We start from the raw sequence: 17963 nt of genomic DNA, 5'->3' as shown, positions 1-17963 counted from the left end.
CCCACCAACACCTGATCAGCGACAGCCGCGTGACAAGGTTCCGCAAGATCGTAAAAAACGCGCGCAATGCGGACCTTATGCCGCCCAGAGATTGCCGCAACTCACAACTTCTGGCATGAATGCCGCATGAAGATGTTGATCGATTTTCTAGCAGGCATTGTTGCCTTCCTAGCCGCTGCGGCCCTTGCCCAGTTCGGCTTGAATATCGATCGCGTGTCGCAGCCCTTGGAAATCAAGCGCTTGCCGGAATGTCATTCTTCGCCGGATGAAGCCGGGAAAGCAAACGCCAGCAAGACCTGCTGACGTCTGAAGCCCTGATTCTTCGGCTATCCGGGCGAACGAACGGCCGGTTTCCCTCAGTTTTCCGCCTATTTCTTCGCAAATTTCAGCCATATGCGGCTTTGCGCGGCTCCTGCTAGCGTCTAGGGTCCTAGCTTCGATCCTGCCCACCGACGCATAGCCGACCGAGATTGACGCCCATGACGACACCCCATCGGCCAGAAACCTCGTCAGAAACCTCTGCAGCGACTGGCGCAGCGGATATCGACAACGCGCCTCTGAACGACCCGTTCGATACGCCGATTGACGCCATCCCGCCCCAGCCGGAAAAGAAGGCCGAGGCCGTCGAGCCCAAGCCCGATCCCTATGCGCGCCCCATGTCCGAACGTCAGCGCCGCCGTCTGGCCGAGCAGCAACGTCAGGCCGAGCAGCGCAGCCGTGACGCAGAACGCCAGAACCAGTTCCTCTCGCCCTTGGCCGAAAGTGCGGACGGTCCGCTAACTGCACCGAACGAGACACAGCCCGCGGTCGCATCGACCAAGGCCACCAAGGTTGCCAAGACAAAGAGAAATACCCCTGCCCGCAGTAGCGCGGCCTATGCCTTCGCCATCATTGGTTCGGCCTTGTGGGTGGGCGGCATCGGCTCATGGTTCGCCTATGAGTTTGGCTCCGGCATGGTGGATCTGGAGCCCATCCGCATTGCGGTTTACGCCCTCATCGCGGTTGCGCCTGTGGGACTTGCCTTCCTGTTGGCCCATGCGCTGCGCCTAGGCTCTGCGCTGGCTTACGAGAGCAACCGCGCGCGTGAACTGGCTGATGCCCTGGTAGCCCCCACGCTCTACGGTGCACAGCAAACGTCCGGCATTGTCGCCTCGCTCCGAACCGACATCGACGAAGCCGCCGGTATGGCAGAGCGCGCGCGTCAGGAACTGACGCAGCTGCGCGAAATCCTTCTGACCGAAGCGACCCGCCTGTCCGATGCCGCGCGCACCGCCCAGGCCGCGACCCAGAATATCACCCGGACCATGGGCGACGAGCGCCAGCAGCTGGCAACGCTGGGCGAAACTCTGGACAGCAAGGCACTGTCGGTTGCGGACGCCGTTCAGCGTCAGGCTCAAATGGTTGTTGAAGCTTCGGACATGGCGCAGGCCCAACTGCGCGAAGCCGAGGCTGCCCTCGCAGCCCGTGCAGCCGACCTTGCAGCCGCCGCCAACGAGGCGCAGGACGCCGCCCGTGTCGCCGCCGAAGACCTTGGCCGCCAGACCCTGCGTCTGGAAACCGCCGGCACCGGCGTCAGCGAACAGATCAAGGCCGTTGAAGATGGTCTGAGCCAGCAACGCGCCGCCCTTGTCACCGCCGCCTATTCGCTGCGCACCGATCAGGAAGACTTTGCAGCCCAGATCGAAAGCCAGCGCGCCCAGTTTATCGACCACCTCAGCGTGACGCGCACGGCGGCCAACGATCTAAACCAAACCGGCGACCAGATTGCCGAGGGCATCAAAAATCAGGTCGAGGCCGTTCTCGAGCAGTTCCGAACGCTGGTGAACATGTCCCAACGAGAGGCCGAAGGCTTCGACGCCGCGACCAAGCTGTCGCTCGACAAGTTCGAGGCGCTGGCCGCCGAAAGCCGCGACCGTCTGCTGGCGGAAACCCGCGCTGCCGTCGAAACCCTGAACCGCGCTTCTCTTGAACAGCGCCAACTGGCCGAACAAGCGCTGCAACAAGCCCAGATCCGTGCCGACCGACTGGGCGAGAGCCTGTTCGACGCGGCCCGTCAGGCCGATGACGCGGCAGAGTCGCGCATCGCCGGTGCGCGCCGCATTGTCGATGAGACCCTCAAACTGGTGGACCACACTGGCATGGAAGCCATGTCGCGTCTGGAAACACTGACCCAGCGCATGAACGAGGCATTGGGCCGTATCGAGACCTCGGTTCGTGATCTGGATGACCGTACAGCACGTCTGCCCGAAGAAGCGGCCCAGCGCATGGCCGCAGTCCGCCAGACCGCAGAACAAAGCCTTGCCAGCCTGACCGATGCCTCCCGCCGCGCCGCCGCCGAGGCTGAAGCGCTGGACATGGGCTTCCAGGATCGCGTTCGTAAGAACTACGAGATGGTCAACGAGGCGGTGCGCCTGATGGGCTCTACGCCCAACGAACCGCACGCGCCGGCAGACGACCTGTCCCCCCGCATTCCGCTGCGCCCCGCCCCGCCGCTCCACGAGACGCGTGCTCCCGCTCAGTCGGCCCCTTGGGCATCATCCTATGCAGAGCCGGTCCCACCGGCCCCCGTGGCGATGAGCGTTCTGACCGAGCGCGCCGTGTCTGCCATCCGTCGTATGGGCGTGGACCCGAATGCCCTTCTGCCACGCGCCCGCATCGAAGACGCCGCCTACGCTCTGGCCCGTCAGGATGTCACGCGCGCCCGCCAGATCGTGCGCCGCGTGGCCCCCGCCGCCGTCCGCAGCGTCAACCGCCGCGTCACCGCCGATCAGGAGCTGCACCGCGACATCCTCGGCTATGTAGAGCGTTATGCTGCTGCGCTGGCCGAGTACGGCGATGACCAGCACACGGTCAACGCACGGCTGGCAACGGACGATGGCCGCGCCTTCCTCATCTATGATGCGGCGCTGAACGATAATCGCTGATCGGCGCAACCTATACAGGGGGTTGACCGCTTTGGCCTCTATATGCAGCTTTCCCGGGCAATGGGCAGGAGTAGCTTAGCTGATGGCTCTTTCAACGCAGTCCGCGCACGATGACCGTCGTCCAACTATCCTGATCTGCAACTGGTCCTCTACCAACCCTGCATGGGATCTGGTCGAGGACCTGTCCGGCGTGCCGTGGCAACCCGAAGGCGTCCAGACCGAACTCGTCGAAGGTGACAGCAACATCGCCAGCTTGGCGGAAAGCTTGGCCGAGCGGTTATTGAGCCGTGACGCCCGGGCCGTGCTGTTGATCGGACATACCCGCCACGAAGGCGCCGCCCGCCTGCAGCTGCGGGCCGAAATCCCGCACCAGAACGGCATACGGATTTCCGCTGACGGCCCCGGCGTAGTCCGCTCGACCGGTCCGGCGGCTGATATCCTCGATGCCGTCGCCAAGGCCCACGTCTCGATCGTCGCCTCTTCCGAGCATGAGCCCGACGAGGGCAGCGAGCTGCTTTACGGCTTGCTGAACCGGATCGGGGAATCTCTGGAAACCCCTCCGGTGGCGCTTCTGCGCTTCCCCGCTTCCATGACGGAAGCCTCCATCGCGCAGGCGGTGAAGAGCGCCGTCATTGTAATGACGCAGAACTTTACGCAGGCTCCGCGATTTGGGGCAGGCCGCGCCTGACCTCGGCGCGTACTGCCATAACCGCGAAGACCCCCACGACGGCCAAGCCCGCCATAGGCAGATAGCCAGCACCGCCCCAACGATCAAAGATCGGACCGGATGCGGCTGTCGCCAGACCCGTCATCAGGCCCGAGGAAAGCATGGACGCCAGCGTCTGCGACGAGGTGTGATCCTGACGCGGGCTAAGCGTGTCGACGATCTCCACGCTGCCCAGATAAACAGCGGCGAAGGTGAAGGCATGCAGTGCCTGTAGCGGCAGAAGCCACCCAACCGACGGCTCTCCGGCCATAAACAGCCAGCGTGCGACAGCGGCCATGCCGCCGATGATAACCAACGTGAACGGTCCGATCCCGATCTTGCGACGCCACGGGTCGATCAGCCACATAAAGACAATCTCGCCCGCGACGGCAAAGGCCCAAAGCAGACCGGTAGTGCTCTCGGGAATGCCCTGCTGTTTCCAGAGGATGGCGGAGAAGCTGTAATAGAAGCCGTGGGCGGCCTGAATAGCGCCAACGCCCAGCACAGCGGCCATGAAGGTGCGGTTCTTCAGCAAGCGACCCAGTCCGCGGAAACGCTCCCTACCCGACTGGGTAAGCCCATCCTCGGTCACCGGCAAAGCAGGCAGAACGAGCAGCGACACCATCGTGCACAGCGTGCTGGCGGCCACAATCCATACGATCACCGCCTGCTCTGACCACTGCGTCAGCAGCGCCCCCATTCCGACATTGGCCATAACGAAAGCCAGAGAGCCAAATCCCCGAGGCAGGCTGAAGGGATAGCCGTCGCGTTTGGCGACCCGCAACGTCAGAACGTCCACGAGCGGAATGATGGCCGCACAGGCCGTCGCCCCGATGAACCAGAACGCACCGCGCAGAAGTGTGCTGTCGACCAGCGCGGCTCCGCCATAGCCCGCAGCCATGGCCAGTCCTAGGAGGGCAATGGCGGTCTTGCGGTGTTTGAACCCGTCGGCCCAGACCGCTAACAGCGGCCCCGTCGCCAGTCGCCCCACCATCGGCAGAGCCAACAGAAGGCCGATTTGCGCCCCTATCATACCGGTGGAAGCCAGCCACAAGGCTGCGAACGGCATGACCACACCAGTGGTGCCGAACAGGAGTGCATATTGCAGGGAGACGCGAGCTGCCGAATTCATGCGCGGGCCGGTAGCAGAGACTTTAGGCCGGATGTAGTCTAAACCTTGGTCATGAGAGCGAACAAAAACCTCATCGTTTTCGCCGCCCTGAACGGGGCTATGTCCGTCGCCATCGGCGCATTTGGTGCCCACGGGGTCGCCAGTTCCCAAGCTGAGCTGCTGCAGACCGGCGGACAGTACCAAATGGTCCACGCTGTATTGGCCGCCGCCATTGGCTTTTGGCCCGATTCCGGTCGTGCCGGACGGATAGCAGGCTGGCTTGCGGCGTCGGGCGGCTTGGTGTTCTGTTCGGCTCTTACTTTGCTGGCTCTGGCCGGACTTCGCTTCATGGGAGCCGTCGCCCCGATCGGCGGCAGTTTGATGATTCTGGGCTGGCTGTTGCTGGCCGGGCACGCTGTGCGCCGCACGGTGAGCTCATCGCGTAACCTGTAGAAAGAACCCTCATGGCCTTTCCTCCAATCACCGCCCCCCGCCGCGACCTGTATCCCGAGATCGAAGCGAACAATCACGGCTGGCTGAAGACGGACAGCGTCCACGAAATCTATTGGGAAGAGAGCGGCAATCCGCAGGGCATTCCTGTCATCGTGCTGCACGGCGGTCCGGGCGGTGCGGTCAATCCGGGTATGCGCCGCTTTTTCGATCCGGCAGTCTATCGCATCGTCATGTTCGACCAGCGTGGTTGCGGCCTGTCGCGCCCGAACGCCAGCCTCGAGAACAATACGACGTGGGATCTGGTGAACGATATCGAGGCCATCCGCGAGCTGCTGGGTATCGACAAATGGGTCGTGTTTGGCGGCTCATGGGGCTCAACCCTGTCGCTGACCTATGCGATCAAACACCCCGAGCGCACGCGCGCTTTGGTGCTGCGCGGCATCTTCCTGATGACGAAGAAAGAGCTGCACTGGTTCTATCAAGACGGGGCATCGATGATTCACCCCGACCTGTGGGAGGACTTCCTCGCGCCGATCCCCGAGGACGAGCGCGATAATCTGATGGCCGCCTATTACAAGCGCCTGACGGGTGACAACATCGAAGAGCGCAATCGCTGCGCCGTGGCGTGGGCCACATGGGAAGGCAACACCGTCACGGTCGCCGGCGCGGCAGGTGCACCGGACAAGTTCGGTGATCCGGAGTTCGCCGTCGCCTTTGCGCGCATCGAGAACTGGTACTTCACCAACGGCGGCTTCTTCAACAGCGAAAACTGGATCATCGAAAACGTCGAAAAAATCCGCCATATCCCGACGTGGATCGCTCAAGGTCGTTGGGACGTAGTGACACCCGCATCGGGCGCATGGGCCCTGCACCGTGCGTTCCCCGAGGCCAAGCTTGAGATCATCGGCGACGCAGGCCACGCCTCCAGCGAGCCGGGCATCGTCGACAGCCTGATCCGCGGCACCGACTGGGCCGCGAAGCAGTAATCTTTACGGACGTCCCAAGGACGGGTTGGTGCTTTTCACCAACTCGTCCAGACGGAAGCCGATGCGATTGGGTTCAGCCTGATCTTCCGGCTTGCGGACCGCACTCAGCACCACATTGAGCTGGGTGTAATGCTGGATCAGCCGGACAGGCTTTCCGTCCACGTTCCGGCCAAAGAACATGATCAAGTCCGGCCCCCAAAACCCGACATCGACGATCTGCATCGTGCCATCTCCGGGCAAACCGACGACGGTGGCCCCGATTTCCTCGTCTTTGTTGAGGTTGGCCTCAAACTCCTGAATGAGTTTGGACAGGCGCACAAACGCCCACTCTGCCGGATTGTCGCGCATGCGGACGGACATGTCCTGAACGGCGTTGGCGTTGGCAGGGTCTGCGGTCACAGGCTGCGGGCACGGGGTGTCGCCGCAATCGGAAAACATGGCCGGATCGGCCTTGGGTAGTGGCTCGGTCATGCCCCTACCCTAGCGACCGTTGTTAGAACAGGCCATGCCCTTTAGGCAGTTCGGCATAGCGGTGGACGCGCACCGACATAACCAAACCGAACCCGATCATCACCGTCATCATACCCGAGCCGCCATAGGACAGCATCGGCATGGGCACGCCGACCACAGGTGCCAGACCCATGACCATAGCCCCGTTGATCAGGACGAACAGCGCCACGAAGGCCGTCATCCCCGAACTGGCGATGCGTCCAAAGTGGCTGTGCGACAGGGCCGCAATCCGCAGCGCGATCAGGATCAGCGCCGCATAGGCCGCTAGCACGGTGAATGAACCGAGGAAGCCGAACTCTTCCGATACCGTCGAGAAAATGAAGTCGGTATGGCGCTCTGGCAGGAACTCCAACTGGCTCTGGCTCCCGAGGCCAAAGCCCTTGCCCATCAGGCCGCCTGAGCCCAGCGCGATCTTGGACTGGATGATGTTGTAACCTGTGCCCGAGGGGTCCATCTCCGGATTAAGGAAGTTCAACACTCGGTTGCGTTGATAGTCGTGCATCACGAACATCACGAAGGGCGGAATGATCGCGACCGCAGCGGCCGCTGCCGCCCCGATAGCGCGCCAGCTCAAGCCCGCCAGCACCATTACCGCAGCACCCGTCAGGCCGATGATCATAGCCGACCCTAGGTCAGGCTGGGCCGCGACGAGTACAAACGGCACCCCGATCATGCCTGCGGGAATGAGCAGCTTCCAAGACCAACGGGCCTCTTGGGCCGAGTGGCTGTGATACCAGCGCGCTAGGGCCAACACCAAGCCCAGCTTCATAAACTCGGCGGGCTGGATGCGGATGACACCCAGATTTAGCCAGTTCTTCGCACCGCCTGCCGTGTAGCCGAGCGGAGTAAAATCCACCAAGGCGACCATCACGAGCAAGACGCCATACAGCGGATAGGCCGAGCGGAACCACCACTTGGGATGGACCAGCGCCAGCCCCAGCATAGCCAGCAGCAGGACTGCATAGCGGATGAGATGCTTGGCGGCCCACGGCTCCCACGACAGCTTGCCAAGCGAGTACAGCATCAGCGTGCCAACCCCCGCGAGGAAGGTCAGCAGGCCGACAATACGCCAGTCGATCTGGGTCAGTTTGGTCGAAAGACGCTCGCGCTCACCAGGACGCGTCAGGGCGGATGCCGTCATCTTCCCTACTCCACAAGCGGCGGCGGGGTGGCAGGATTGGTCGCCACGATGTTGTCAGGCTCGCCCCGCGCCTCGGCCTCGAGTGCACCGGCATCTTCCTGCACCTCGAAGCCCGATTGCTCGATACGGGCGCGGATTTCGGGATCCTTCAGGAGGGCAATCTTCATGACCTCGCGCGCTCGCGGCGCACCGGCGGTGCCGCCGCCCAGACCGCCGTGCTGGACAATGACCGAAACGGCATAGCGAGGGTTGTCGGTGGGCGCATAGGCGACGAACAGGTTGTGGTCCTTCTGGGCCCACGGACGACCTGCGCCCTTACGCGAACCGGCCCCATAGTTACGAGCCTGCGCCGTGCCGGTCTTGCCTGCCATTTTCACAGTGCCAAGGCCCAACTGGCTGTTCCGGAAGCCCGTACCACCCGCTGCAGTCACGGCTTCCATGCCGTCGCGCAGGACCTGGAACATATTCGGATCATACGGCAGGTCCGCAAACGCGCTGGTCTGTTGCTCGACCCCGCCGATGGACTTGATCAGACGCGGCACGACTGCCTTGCGGCCATTGGCGATACGCGCGGTATAGACCGCAAGCTGCAGCGCATTGACCGTCAGTGCGCCCTGCCCGATACCGTAGCTGGGGGTTTCGCCCGGATACCATTTGGCGTCACCGCGCACCGGATTCTTCCGGCGCCACTCGCGGTCAGGCACGAGGCCCGCCTTCTGTCCCGAAATGCCGATATCAAAGGTTTGGCCAAAGCCCATATCGCGGGCGGCCTCAGCAATCGCGTCAGGGCCCATCTCGGTAGCCAGCGTCATGAAATAGACGTTGCAAGACGCCTTCAGCGCGCCGCGCAGATCCAATGCGCCATGTCGGCCCAGGCAGGCAAAGCGGCGCCCCAGATAGAAGCTGCCGTTGCAAACAATGCGTCGGTTCGGGTCCACACCGCGCTTCATCGCGGCCAGACCGACCACGGGCTTGAAGGTCGAGCCGGGCGCGAACGTACCCGACAACGCCTTATCGGTCAGCGGACGGCGCTCGTAATCGGCAAGCGCGCGATAAATGCGCGACGGAACACCCGAAACGAACAGGTTCGGGTCGAAGGATGGCGATGACACCATTGCAAGGATGTCGCCGTTGCGCACATCCATGACGACGATGCTGCCCGCTTCCTCACCGAACACTTCGAGGGCACGCTGCTGGATATCGTTATCGAGCGTCAGGACGACCTCGGCCCCCTGGACCGGCGGCTTGGAGCCAGCCATGTCCTCGGCAACCACACGGCCACGAACGTCAACCTCAACCCGGTTTCCGCCCGCCTCGCCACGTAGTTGTTCGTCGAGCGCCTTTTCGATGCCCTGACGACCGATCCGGTAGCCGGGGTTGTAGAGGATCGACGGAACTTCCTCGCCGCGTTCGCGCAGCGCCTTGACGTCGTTGTCCGAGACCTTCGCTACATACCCCACCACATGGGCATAGGCACCGCCGTGGGGGTAGTAACGAGCCTCGTTCATATCGGCCATGATGCCGGGCAGATCGGCCGCGTGCAGATTGACCTTGGCGAACTCTTCCCACGACAGATCGCTCTTAACCGGAACCGGCGAGAAGCGCGGCGCGGCGTTGACTTCGCGGATGATATTGCGGCGACGCTCCAGCGTATCGGGCAACAGCCGCCCCAAAATATCCAGCGTCTGGTCCAGGTCCTTGGTTTCGTCGCGAACGACCAGTACGCGGAAGCTGGGCCGGTTGCCGGCAACCACCACCCCGTTGCGATCTTTGATCAGGCCGCGCGGCGGCGGCACGAGGCGGAAGTTGAACTGGTTGTTCGTGGCCAGAGTAGCGTATTCGTCAGCCTGAACGATCTGGAGTTGGGCCAGTCGCCCGACCAGCAGCCCCAAGCCGCCCAGAGTCGCTCCCCCCAGCACCACAGTGCGGCGCAGGAACGAACCCTGACGCTCGTTCACATCCGTGAAAAACAGTTGCGGTTCACTACTCACATGAACCTCACATCATTGTCGTCGAACTTCTGCATCAACCAGTCAGCCACCGGAAACAGCAGCAACGTCGGCAGCATCTGGCCCACGAGAGGAATGATAGCCGGAGCGTTATCGGTCTGAAGCACCGTCACTAGATAGGCAGTGAAGAAGGCCAGCAACACCGATCCGGCGTACAATCCGAAATTAATGATCGTCGCATGGCCCGACATGAAGATGCGCATGATCAACATCGTGCCATAGACGACCAACAGACCAAGCGCCCAAAGCCCCATCGGCCCGCCCCAGAACAGGTCCAGAAACAGTCCCAGTCCGAACAGGACAATCGGCCCCAAGGCATTGGGCCGGATCATCGGCCATGCGAAGGCCAGCACCAACGGGAACACCGGCTCTGGCAACGCCAGTCCGAAAAGACGCAGTGGAGTGGCCAGCAAGATCGTCAGCGCCATGGCCGCAAGGGCCGGATAGACGACCCACTCCAGAGGACCGACCACCCGAACCGATATGGGCCGCCTCATCCCGGAGTATTCCCGGCTGGTGCAGGCGTGGCCGCCGGTGCAGCGGCGGCAGCTTGTTCTTGCTGGCGACGGGCGGCGGCTTCGGCTTGCTCGCGTGCCACGGCATTAGCCTCCGCCAGACGCGCACGCTCTGCGGCAGCGGCGTTGGCTACTGCACGGCGGGTGGTGGCGTCGGCAATGGCGGCGGCTTGCTGCGGCGTGGGGGCCGGTGCCGAATCCAGTGCAGCCAAAGGCGCGGCGTTCAGCGCCGACGGATCAACCAGCTGGTTGAAGTCCTGGAACAGCAGGACCCGCACATAGTCGATCGCCACACGCTCGCTGAACAGTTTCACCCGCCACGAGCCGTCTACGCCCTTGGCGACAATTCCGACCGGCAGACCACGCGGGACGCCGCCACCATCACCCGAGGTGATGACGCGGTCGCCTTCCTGAACCATGTTGACGCCGCGCACATAGTCTAGGCGCGGGTTGCGGCTGGCATCACCCGCCAGCACGGCGCGTGCGTCAGTACGCTCCACCATTACCGGAATACGCGAGGAGACGTCGGTCAGCAGGACCATGCGGCTGACAGGGCCGCTGACGCCACTGATGCGACCAACCAGACCATGCTCAGACAATACGGGATTGCCCGGACGCACGCCGTCGCCCTGCCCCAGATTGACCAGGCGCGCACGAGCGAAGGGACCGCGCGTGTCCGTGACAGCACGACCAGTGACCATGGGAATCGGCGGGTCGGTATGGACGCCCAGCATCTTTTCATAGCGGGCGTTGATGTTTTTGAGGGCGATGGCCTCGTCGCGCCAATCGTTCAGTTCGGCGATCTCGGCGCGCAGACGACGGTTCTCCGACACCGCGAAGAAGTAGCCGCCGATGTAGTCAAAGGCATTGCCCGTCCAGCGCACAGGGGCCGACAGCGCTTCGCCCACCGGCGCAGCCGCAGTCTCCACGCCAGCGCGCATATAGGACATGCGGGTCGGGGCCTGACGCTGACCACCTGCCAGCATGAAGATTGCCGTGATAATACCCACGACAACAACTGCCGCGGCGGCCCACGCCAGCGGCAACTTGATATTCTCGAATGGTCCGTCGCGAAACGCCACGGCCAGCCTTCCTGCTAAGTTTACAGAATCGACGCGAACGTCGGGAGTTCGGAAATGAGTAAAGGCCGATTCTCACGAAATCGGCCTTCACACCAGTGGATTGTCGAACCTTAGAGGGTCGAGTCCAGGATGCCCTTCATCCACGACGGATGCTCCAGCACCTTGCCGCAGCCGATGGCGACGCAAGACAGCGGATCATCAGCAACCTGAACCGGCAGGCCGGTGTGGTCGCGGATCTCAGCATCCAGACCGCGCAGCAGAGCGCCGCCGCCGGTCAGCATGATGCCCTTGTCGGCGATGTCGGCAGCCAGTTCCGGCGGAGTGGCTTCCAGAGCGACCTTCACGGCCTCGACGATTTGCGAGACCGGCTCGGCCAGAGCCTCTGCGGCTTGACGCTCGCTCATTTTCACTTCGCGCGGCACGCCCTGCATCAGGTCGCGACCCTTGACCTCGATCGACAGGCCTTCGCCGTCGGCCGGGGTACGGGCGGTACCGATGTCTTTCTTGATGCGCTCTGCGGTCGTTTCACCGATCAGCAGGTTGTGGTTGCGGCGCATGTAGGCGATCAGCGCGTCGTCCATCATATCACCACCCACGCGAACCGAGCGCGAGTAGACGATACCCGACAGCGACAGAACGGCCACTTCGGTCGTACCACCGCCGATATCGACAACCATCGAGCCGGTCGGCTCGTGGATCGGCAGGCCGGCACCGATAGCAGCAGCCATCGGCTCGTCGATCAGGCCGACGCGGCGGGCCGAAGCGTTCAGGCACGAGTCGTTAATAGCGCGGCGCTCAACGGCGGTTGCGCCCGACGGCACGCAGACGATCATCTTCGGATTCACGAAACCCTTGCGGTTGTGAACCTTACGGATGAAGTGCTTGATCATTTCCTCGGCGACTTCGAAGTCGGCGATAACGCCATCGCGCATCGGGCGAATGGCTTCCATGTGGCCCGGAGTACGGCCCAGCATCTGCTTGGCCTCGAGGCCAACAGCGTGAACAATCTTGCGACCGCCGACGTTGCGAAGTGCAACCACGGAAGGTTCGTTCAGAACGATCCCTTTGCCACGCATGTAGATGAGGGTGTTAGCCGTACCCAAATCCATCGCGATGTCATTGGAGATCATGCCGAAGAGGGGTGAGAACATGCGTCGGTTACCGCTATGTATGTTTTGAGCCTGTTAGGGCACTGAAAGATTTGGTCTGCAACGGCAATGCCCCCGCCCGCACACCAAAATGGTGTGTTGGCCCTTCTGATCGCCCTTGCCAAGCCGACTGAAGTTTCGGTTTGCCCTTATGATGCGACGATTGCAAGCGCCTAAGCGATACGATCAACGCCTTGTGCAAGCGAAGGTATAAATCGGGCCGGAAGATGGTGATTTCCCACTCCTTTCCGACACAATTCACTTTCACGGCTGAAGGTCTGAGCCAGCGCGTCTCAGGCGGCTGCGAATCCACTGCTTCGTCAGCACCATGATCAACAGCCAGACAAATGCGATTGCCGCCAGAATGGCCGATGACCAAACGCCATCGCCCTTTACGGCGGTCAAAAACGATCCGCCAAAGAAGGCAATCGCTGCTGTCTTGGGCAGGCTCCCTAGAGCACATCCCGCAAGATAACCCCAAAAGTTCGCGCGCACCGCTCCGAAGGCGGCATTGACCACAACGAAGGGTGCAGACGGGACGTTGCGGATCACGAAACTGGCCACGAAGGCGTTTTTTCCGATGAAGGCGCGAACGCGTGCATAGCCCTCCCCACCGACGCGATCCAGCCAACGTGCCGCCGGCCCGCGCCCGAGCCAATAGGTGATCGCCCCCGAGACGACGGTCGCAACCCAGCTATAGGCAAAGCCGTGCCACGGTCCGAAAACCAGCACGCATATTCCGATCAGCAGGAACTGGGGGGCACCAACGATTGCCGCAGCCGTAAAAAGCGCCGAAGCCACGACTACGCCCCACGGCCCTGCCCGATATCCCGACAGCCAGCGGGTAACCTCGTCCTGACTATCAACGAAATGGTGCTTGCCCACAGCGAACAGCAGGGTCATCCCAAGCAGGACCAGCAAGCCGGCGACGATAGCCGGCCAACGCCGTGCCAAGGCCTCTATGAATCGTGCGCCGGAGTTATTTAGCAAAGGGTCTCAGTTCTCGTCCGCAGCTTCGGATACGGTCCAGCTTTTGAGGTTCCACTTGTTCAAGGCCGAATCCAAAATCCAAGTCTGGGTATAGGCGAGTTTCTTGCCGCCTAACATTATTGCACCCGTGACCATCGCCTCATCACTGGAGGCAGCACTGTAAACCTCGGGATAGAGCGACAACTGCGAAGACAGCATTTTGTCCCACACAAACGTGGAAACCCTGTCGTCGAGAGGCTCCGCACGTACAAACACGCCCAACCAATCCACGACAGGCTGGCTTTTCGGCCCCATGAACGCCTTCCAAGCCGAGGAGGTGCGAAGCTCGACGGCCGCCCGTTCTGTCGTTCTGTGGATTTGGTTGAACAGCGACGCTGCGACCATCCGCGCCCCTTGGAAGCGGACACACCAGATCAAGGCATCCACCGCATCGCCTGCGACTATGATTGACTGGCAAGGCGCGTCGGATTCAATGGCGAGCGCTACCAGTTCGAACCCGTAACGCGTCGTATAGTTTTCTGAACCTGTCGCGCTCGATGCGGACCGAACATCTTTTCGGCCCCGCCCCGGCACTACATTATTGGCCATCTCGACGTTCACGAACCAAGGGTGAAGGCACATTTCTTCCGGGAGCGGCCGAGATCCTAAGGGAGCGCGTTCACGGTCCGCGTTGGCGGAGCCTACGGGAACCCGCGACCAGACTTCATCGTTCACCCCCGTGTGGAGCCTCGCCCCACTTCGCCCGTGAACTTCTAATGTGGGCGACTGACCATTTCGCTTTGTGAATGCAACGGATGGCAGAGGCTGACCGTACCCGTTTATGAGCCGCACACGATATATCTCGGCCCCGGTTTGAGCCTCGGCGGCGATCGAGGGCAGTCCCAATACCGCAAGCCGCTCTTCATCAGTCGCTGGAGGAAGCTGAGCTCCGACCGCGAGCGCAGCTAAAATAGAAACAAACATACGACCTCCACAGGCGACGCTTCGGTGTAGTCCCCGCGATAATCTGGATCACAGAATTGGTCGTCTGTCGCATAAATCGCTCTCTAACGAGGGAAAAATGCCGTGTTCGACGCACAAAGATTGTGCAAGCGGGCAGCAATGGGTAACTACCCTCGCCTCCCCGGCGCATTCGTCCATTTGTTCAGACGGGATCACTATGTCCAGCCTTCAGTCGTCCGCCCTCGCCCGCGTAAAGCCTTCGGCTACCATCGCCGTTACTGCCCGCGCACGCGAACTCAAACGCGAGGGTCGCGATGTGATCGGTCTGGGCGCAGGTGAGCCGGACTTCGACACGCCGGACAACATCAAACAGGCCGCAATCGACGCGATCCAGCGCGGTGAAACCAAGTACACCGATGCCGACGGCATGCCGGAACTGAAGGCCGCCATCGTGGCCAAGTTCGCGCGCGAGAACGGCCTGAAGTACGAGACCAACCAGATCCACGTCGCTCCGGGCGGCAAACCGGTCATCTATAACGCCATGCTGGCGACCCTGAACCCGGGTGACGAAGTCATCGTTCCGGCCCCTTACTGGGTGTCGTATCCGGACATGGTCCTGCTGGCTGGCGGTGAGCCGGTCACCGTGATTGGCGAAGAAGCTGACGGCTTCAAATTGCGCCCCGACGTTCTGGAAGCGGCGATCACGCCCAAGACCAAGTGGCTGATCCTGAACTCGCCGTCGAACCCGACCGGTGCCGCCTATACTCGCGCCGAGCTGGAAGCTCTGGCTGTCGTCCTGCGCAAGCACCCGCACGTCTGGGTGCTGACCGACGACATGTACGAACACCTTGTCTATGACGGCTTTGAGTACACCACTATCGCTCAGGTCGCGCCGGACCTGTTCGACCGCACCCTGACCATGAACGGTGTGTCGAAAGCCTATTCGATGACCGGCTGGCGCATCGGTTACGCCGGTGGCCCCAAGCCGCTGATCGACCTGATGCGCAAGGTCGCCAGCCAAACTACCTCGAACGCGTCCACCATCTCGCAGTGGGCCGCAGTTGAGGCGCTCAACGGTACGCAAGACTTCCTCGCCCCGCGCGCCGAAGCCTTCAAAAAGCGTCGCGACCTCGTCGTGAAGATGCTGAACGAAGCCGAGGGTATCACCTGCGCTACGCCGGAAGGTGCCTTCTATGTTTACCCGTCGTGCGCGGGCGTGATCGGAAAGACCGCTCCGTCGGGCGTGGTGATCGAGAACGACGAAGTCTTCACCACCGAACTGCTGAACGCTGAAGGCGTCGCGGTTGTGCAAGGCTCGGCCTTTGGTCTCGCCCCTTACTTCCGTATCTCCTACGCGACTTCGGAAGAGGCCCTCACCGAAGCCTGCACCCGTATCCAGAAGTTCTGCGCCTCGCTGAAATAAGTCGCGCAAGACTTTGAAATCGAAGAGGCGCTGATGGGCATCCCATCAGCGCCTTTTTCATGCTCCCCGCAAAGAAAAAGCCCCGCCGGGTGGCGAGGCTTTGGTCTGTTGAGCAGGCAAATCAGGCCCCGCGGCTGACCGCATAATCGGCCACATCTTCAAGAGCCTTGCGCCACGGCGTCTCCGGCAAAATCGACAGCGCCGCCTTGGCTTGGTCCGCATATTCATAAGCGCGGTCCAGCGTTCCGGTGATGGCACCACATTCCCGCATCAGGTTGAGCGCGATGTCGAAGTCACCCTCGGTACGCTCGCCCTTATCGACGGTACGGGTCCAGAACTCTGCGTGCGTGTCCTTGGTGCGTTCGATAGCCAGCAGCAGCGGCAACGTCACCTTGCCCTCGTTGAAGTCGTCACCGGCATTCTTACCCAGAGCTTCCGAAGTCGCGCCGTAATCCAGTGCGTCGTCCGCCAGTTGGAACGCGATACCCAGCGACATGCCATACTCACGCATGGCGGCCACGCGCTCTGCCGATACGCCTACGCCCAGCGCTCCCGTTTCGGCAGCCGCAGCGAACAACTCTGCCGTCTTGGCGCGGATGATCTGGAGATAGGTGTCTTCGTCGAGGTTCACGTCGTGCGAGCGGGTCAGTTGCAGGACCTCGCCCTCAGCAATCACCGAAGACGCGGTCGCCAGAACACCCAACGCCTTGATGGAGTCGGTTTCGACCATCAGCTCGAATGCACGGGCGAACAGGAAGTCGCCCACCAGCACCGACGAGGCCGAGCCCCAGATCAGGTGCGCGGCGACCTTGCCACGGCGCATTTCCGAGCCGTCCACGATGTCGTCGTGAAGCAGGGTCGCGGTGTGAATGAACTCTACCGATGCGGCCAGTTTGAGCGCCGCCGAGATATCGCCCTCGCCGCCACAGGCGCGGGCCGATGCCACGGTCAGCAGAGGACGCAGGCGCTTGCCCCCTGCCGAGATCAGGTGCTCGGCCAGCAGGGGAATCACCGGCACGTCCGACTGCATGCGGTCGATGATCAGGGCATCGACGGCCGCCATGTCCTCCTTCGCCAGAGCGACAAGGGCGTTCACATCCCCTTTCGAACGGGGGGTAGTGGCGGTAGCAGCGTCCACAACAGTCTCTTTCATCACAAAATCATGCCGCGCCGACTTGCCCCGACGCGATGCGGCGCACAATGGTGGCCGCACTATGCAGGGTCAAGCCGAAGACGACATCCAAACCACCGCCGAAACGACGGAAACCCATCTTCTGGGTGGCCGTGTGTCTTTGCGCCAACCCGCCAGAGGCTATCGCGCCGGCATGGACGCCGCCTTGCTTGCGGCCACAGTCGCGCCAAAAGCGGGCGAGCGCATCATCGAGGCAGGCTGCGGCGCGGGCGCTGTGTTGATGCAGATCGCCAAACGCCACCCCGAGGTTTCTGTCACCGGACTGGAGCGCGATCCATTCGCCTATCAACTGGCCATGCATAATGTGCAGGCCAATGGCGTGGCCGAGCGCGCGACGATCATCAACGGCGACGTGGCCAAACGCTTCAAGGCGCTGGACTTGCCGACCTTTGACTGGGCCGTCAGCAATCCGCCGTATTTCGACGACCCGAACGCTATCCGCCCTCCTGCAGAGGAACGGCGCGGCGCATGGATAGCCGATGACGGGCTAAAGGCCTGGACCGAGTTTCTGGTGAAGTCTGTGCGCGAGGGCGGCAAGATCGTGATCGTTCACCGCGCCGACCGTCTAGCCGACATCCTGTCGCTACTGGCTCCTAAGGCCGGATCATTCGCCATCCGCCCCGTCCATTCCTTTGCGGACGAGCCCGCCAAGCGCGTGCTGGTTCAAGCCACCAAGACGGGCAAGGCTCCGTTGCGGCTGCTGCCACCTCTGGTGCTGCATCCGCGAACCGGCCCCAAGCATACGCCCGAGGCCGAGGCCATCCTGCGCGGCGAGGCAGACCTGACCTTCTAGACGCAAAGCACGGCTTTGCGTGCAGGCGGCCATCGGCG

The 17963-nt window shown here is 62.3% G+C and carries 17 protein-coding genes; 7 read left to right on the top strand and 10 right to left on the bottom strand.

From position 1 onward, the window contains the following. Positions 1–126 precede the first annotated feature (126 nt). The 3 genes from LOX95_RS04235 (at position 127) to LOX95_RS04225 (ending at position 3612) form a co-directional block, all read left to right on the top strand. The gene (locus LOX95_RS04235; protein WP_242913229.1) at positions 127–303 is read left to right on the top strand and encodes a hypothetical protein; all 177 of its coding nucleotides are present in this window, start codon (positions 127–129) and stop codon (positions 301–303) included. A 176-nt stretch (positions 304–479) separates the two neighbouring features. Beyond that, positions 480–2924, top strand: a complete 2445-nt coding sequence (locus LOX95_RS04230; RefSeq protein WP_242913228.1) for a coiled-coil domain-containing protein — start codon at positions 480–482, stop codon at positions 2922–2924. 82 nt (positions 2925–3006) lie between these two features. Then, positions 3007–3612: a hypothetical protein gene (locus LOX95_RS04225; protein ID WP_242913227.1), complete on the top strand. Its 606-nt coding sequence runs from the start codon at positions 3007–3009 to the stop codon at positions 3610–3612. Here the strand turns inward: LOX95_RS04225 and LOX95_RS04220 are convergent. Next, positions 3575–4762 (bottom strand): MFS transporter, encoded by a 1188-nt coding sequence (locus LOX95_RS04220; RefSeq protein WP_242913226.1) that lies wholly within the window; start codon positions 4760–4762, stop codon positions 3575–3577. The genes LOX95_RS04225 and LOX95_RS04220 overlap by 38 nt on opposite strands. 51 nt (positions 4763–4813) lie before the next feature. On the opposite strand from LOX95_RS04220, the gene LOX95_RS04215 reads away from it, so the two are divergent. Together LOX95_RS04215 and pip are read left to right on the top strand one after the other, a co-directional pair. After that, the gene (locus LOX95_RS04215; RefSeq protein ID WP_242913225.1) at positions 4814–5194 is read left to right on the top strand and encodes a DUF423 domain-containing protein; all 381 of its coding nucleotides are present in this window, start codon (positions 4814–4816) and stop codon (positions 5192–5194) included. 11 nt (positions 5195–5205) lie between these two features. Next, positions 5206–6180 carry a prolyl aminopeptidase gene (pip, locus tag LOX95_RS04210; protein WP_242913224.1) on the top strand — a complete coding sequence of 325 codons (975 nt, stop codon included), beginning with the start codon at positions 5206–5208 and terminating at the stop codon, positions 6178–6180. A 3-nt stretch (positions 6181–6183) separates the two neighbouring features. On the opposite strand, the gene LOX95_RS04205 is transcribed toward pip, so the two are convergent. The 8 genes from LOX95_RS04205 to LOX95_RS04170 all read right to left on the bottom strand — a co-directional run bounded on the left by LOX95_RS04205 (position 6184) and on the right by LOX95_RS04170 (position 14175). Continuing rightward, positions 6184–6651 (bottom strand): DUF6173 family protein, encoded by a 468-nt coding sequence (locus LOX95_RS04205; RefSeq protein ID WP_242913223.1) that lies wholly within the window; start codon positions 6649–6651, stop codon positions 6184–6186. A 22-nt stretch (positions 6652–6673) separates the two neighbouring features. Continuing rightward, the gene (gene rodA, locus LOX95_RS04200) at positions 6674–7831 is read right to left on the bottom strand and encodes a rod shape-determining protein RodA (RefSeq protein WP_242913222.1); all 1158 of its coding nucleotides are present in this window, start codon (positions 7829–7831) and stop codon (positions 6674–6676) included. Between the two features lie 5 nt (positions 7832–7836). Beyond that, complete coding sequence (mrdA, locus tag LOX95_RS04195; protein WP_242913221.1) at positions 7837–9822, bottom strand: penicillin-binding protein 2; 1986 nt, start codon at positions 9820–9822, stop codon at positions 7837–7839. Then, complete coding sequence (locus tag LOX95_RS04190) at positions 9819–10337, bottom strand: hypothetical protein (RefSeq protein WP_242913220.1); 519 nt, start codon at positions 10335–10337, stop codon at positions 9819–9821. Before LOX95_RS04190 ends, mrdA begins: the two co-directional genes overlap by 4 nt. Beyond that, positions 10334–11437 carry a rod shape-determining protein MreC gene (gene mreC, locus LOX95_RS04185; protein ID WP_242913219.1) on the bottom strand — a complete coding sequence of 368 codons (1104 nt, stop codon included), beginning with the start codon at positions 11435–11437 and terminating at the stop codon, positions 10334–10336. The genes LOX95_RS04190 and mreC overlap by 4 nt, the downstream gene beginning before the upstream one ends. Before the next feature lie 110 nt (positions 11438–11547). Continuing rightward, positions 11548–12588 carry a rod shape-determining protein gene (locus LOX95_RS04180; protein ID WP_242913218.1) on the bottom strand — a complete coding sequence of 347 codons (1041 nt, stop codon included), beginning with the start codon at positions 12586–12588 and terminating at the stop codon, positions 11548–11550. A gap of 261 nt (positions 12589–12849) precedes the next feature. Continuing rightward, positions 12850–13539, bottom strand: a complete 690-nt coding sequence (locus LOX95_RS04175) for a TVP38/TMEM64 family protein (protein WP_242913217.1) — start codon at positions 13537–13539, stop codon at positions 12850–12852. Between the two features lie 42 nt (positions 13540–13581). Then, positions 13582–14175, bottom strand: coding sequence for a hypothetical protein (locus LOX95_RS04170; protein ID WP_242913216.1), 594 nt, complete (start codon positions 14173–14175; stop codon positions 13582–13584). Between the two features lie 559 nt (positions 14176–14734). Between LOX95_RS04170 and LOX95_RS04165 the strand changes: the two genes are divergently transcribed. Beyond that, positions 14735–15940, top strand: coding sequence for a pyridoxal phosphate-dependent aminotransferase (locus tag LOX95_RS04165; RefSeq protein ID WP_242913215.1), 1206 nt, complete (start codon positions 14735–14737; stop codon positions 15938–15940). 121 nt (positions 15941–16061) lie between these two features. Here the strand turns inward: LOX95_RS04165 and LOX95_RS04160 are convergent, their stop codons facing one another. Then, positions 16062–17093: a polyprenyl synthetase family protein gene (locus LOX95_RS04160; protein WP_242913214.1), complete on the bottom strand. Its 1032-nt coding sequence runs from the start codon at positions 17091–17093 to the stop codon at positions 16062–16064. A 61-nt stretch (positions 17094–17154) separates the two neighbouring features. Here LOX95_RS04160 and LOX95_RS04155 point away from each other — a divergent pair, with 61 nt between their 5' ends. Then, positions 17155–17925: a tRNA1(Val) (adenine(37)-N6)-methyltransferase gene (locus tag LOX95_RS04155; protein WP_242913213.1), complete on the top strand. Its 771-nt coding sequence runs from the start codon at positions 17155–17157 to the stop codon at positions 17923–17925. Positions 17926–17963: the final 38 nt, after the last annotated feature.

Source organism: Brevundimonas pishanensis, from assembly GCF_022750635.1.
GTDB lineage: Bacteria > Pseudomonadota > Alphaproteobacteria > Caulobacterales > Caulobacteraceae > Brevundimonas > Brevundimonas pishanensis.
Note: the sequence above shows the minus strand (reverse complement) of the source record. Positions and strands in the feature narration are given on the sequence as shown.

Coding starts and splice junctions, on each gene's coding strand:
- LOX95_RS04235 (WP_242913229.1), top strand. CDS start 127: ATGAAGATGTTGATCGATTTTCTAGCAGGCATTGTTGCCTTCCTAGCC.
- LOX95_RS04230 (WP_242913228.1), top strand. CDS start 480: ATGACGACACCCCATCGGCCAGAAACCTCGTCAGAAACCTCTGCAGCG.
- LOX95_RS04225 (WP_242913227.1), top strand. CDS start 3,007: ATGGCTCTTTCAACGCAGTCCGCGCACGATGACCGTCGTCCAACTATC.
- LOX95_RS04220 (WP_242913226.1), bottom strand. CDS start 4,762: ATGAATTCGGCAGCTCGCGTCTCCCTGCAATATGCACTCCTGTTCGGC.
- LOX95_RS04215 (WP_242913225.1), top strand. CDS start 4,814: ATGAGAGCGAACAAAAACCTCATCGTTTTCGCCGCCCTGAACGGGGCT.
- pip (WP_242913224.1), top strand. CDS start 5,206: ATGGCCTTTCCTCCAATCACCGCCCCCCGCCGCGACCTGTATCCCGAG.
- LOX95_RS04205 (WP_242913223.1), bottom strand. CDS start 6,651: ATGACCGAGCCACTACCCAAGGCCGATCCGGCCATGTTTTCCGATTGC.
- rodA (WP_242913222.1), bottom strand. CDS start 7,831: ATGACGGCATCCGCCCTGACGCGTCCTGGTGAGCGCGAGCGTCTTTCG.
- LOX95_RS04190 (WP_242913220.1), bottom strand. CDS start 10,337: ATGAGGCGGCCCATATCGGTTCGGGTGGTCGGTCCTCTGGAGTGGGTC.
- LOX95_RS04180 (WP_242913218.1), bottom strand. CDS start 12,588: ATGTTCTCACCCCTCTTCGGCATGATCTCCAATGACATCGCGATGGAT.
- LOX95_RS04165 (WP_242913215.1), top strand. CDS start 14,735: ATGTCCAGCCTTCAGTCGTCCGCCCTCGCCCGCGTAAAGCCTTCGGCT.
- LOX95_RS04160 (WP_242913214.1), bottom strand. CDS start 17,093: ATGAAAGAGACTGTTGTGGACGCTGCTACCGCCACTACCCCCCGTTCG.
- LOX95_RS04155 (WP_242913213.1), top strand. CDS start 17,155: ATGCAGGGTCAAGCCGAAGACGACATCCAAACCACCGCCGAAACGACG.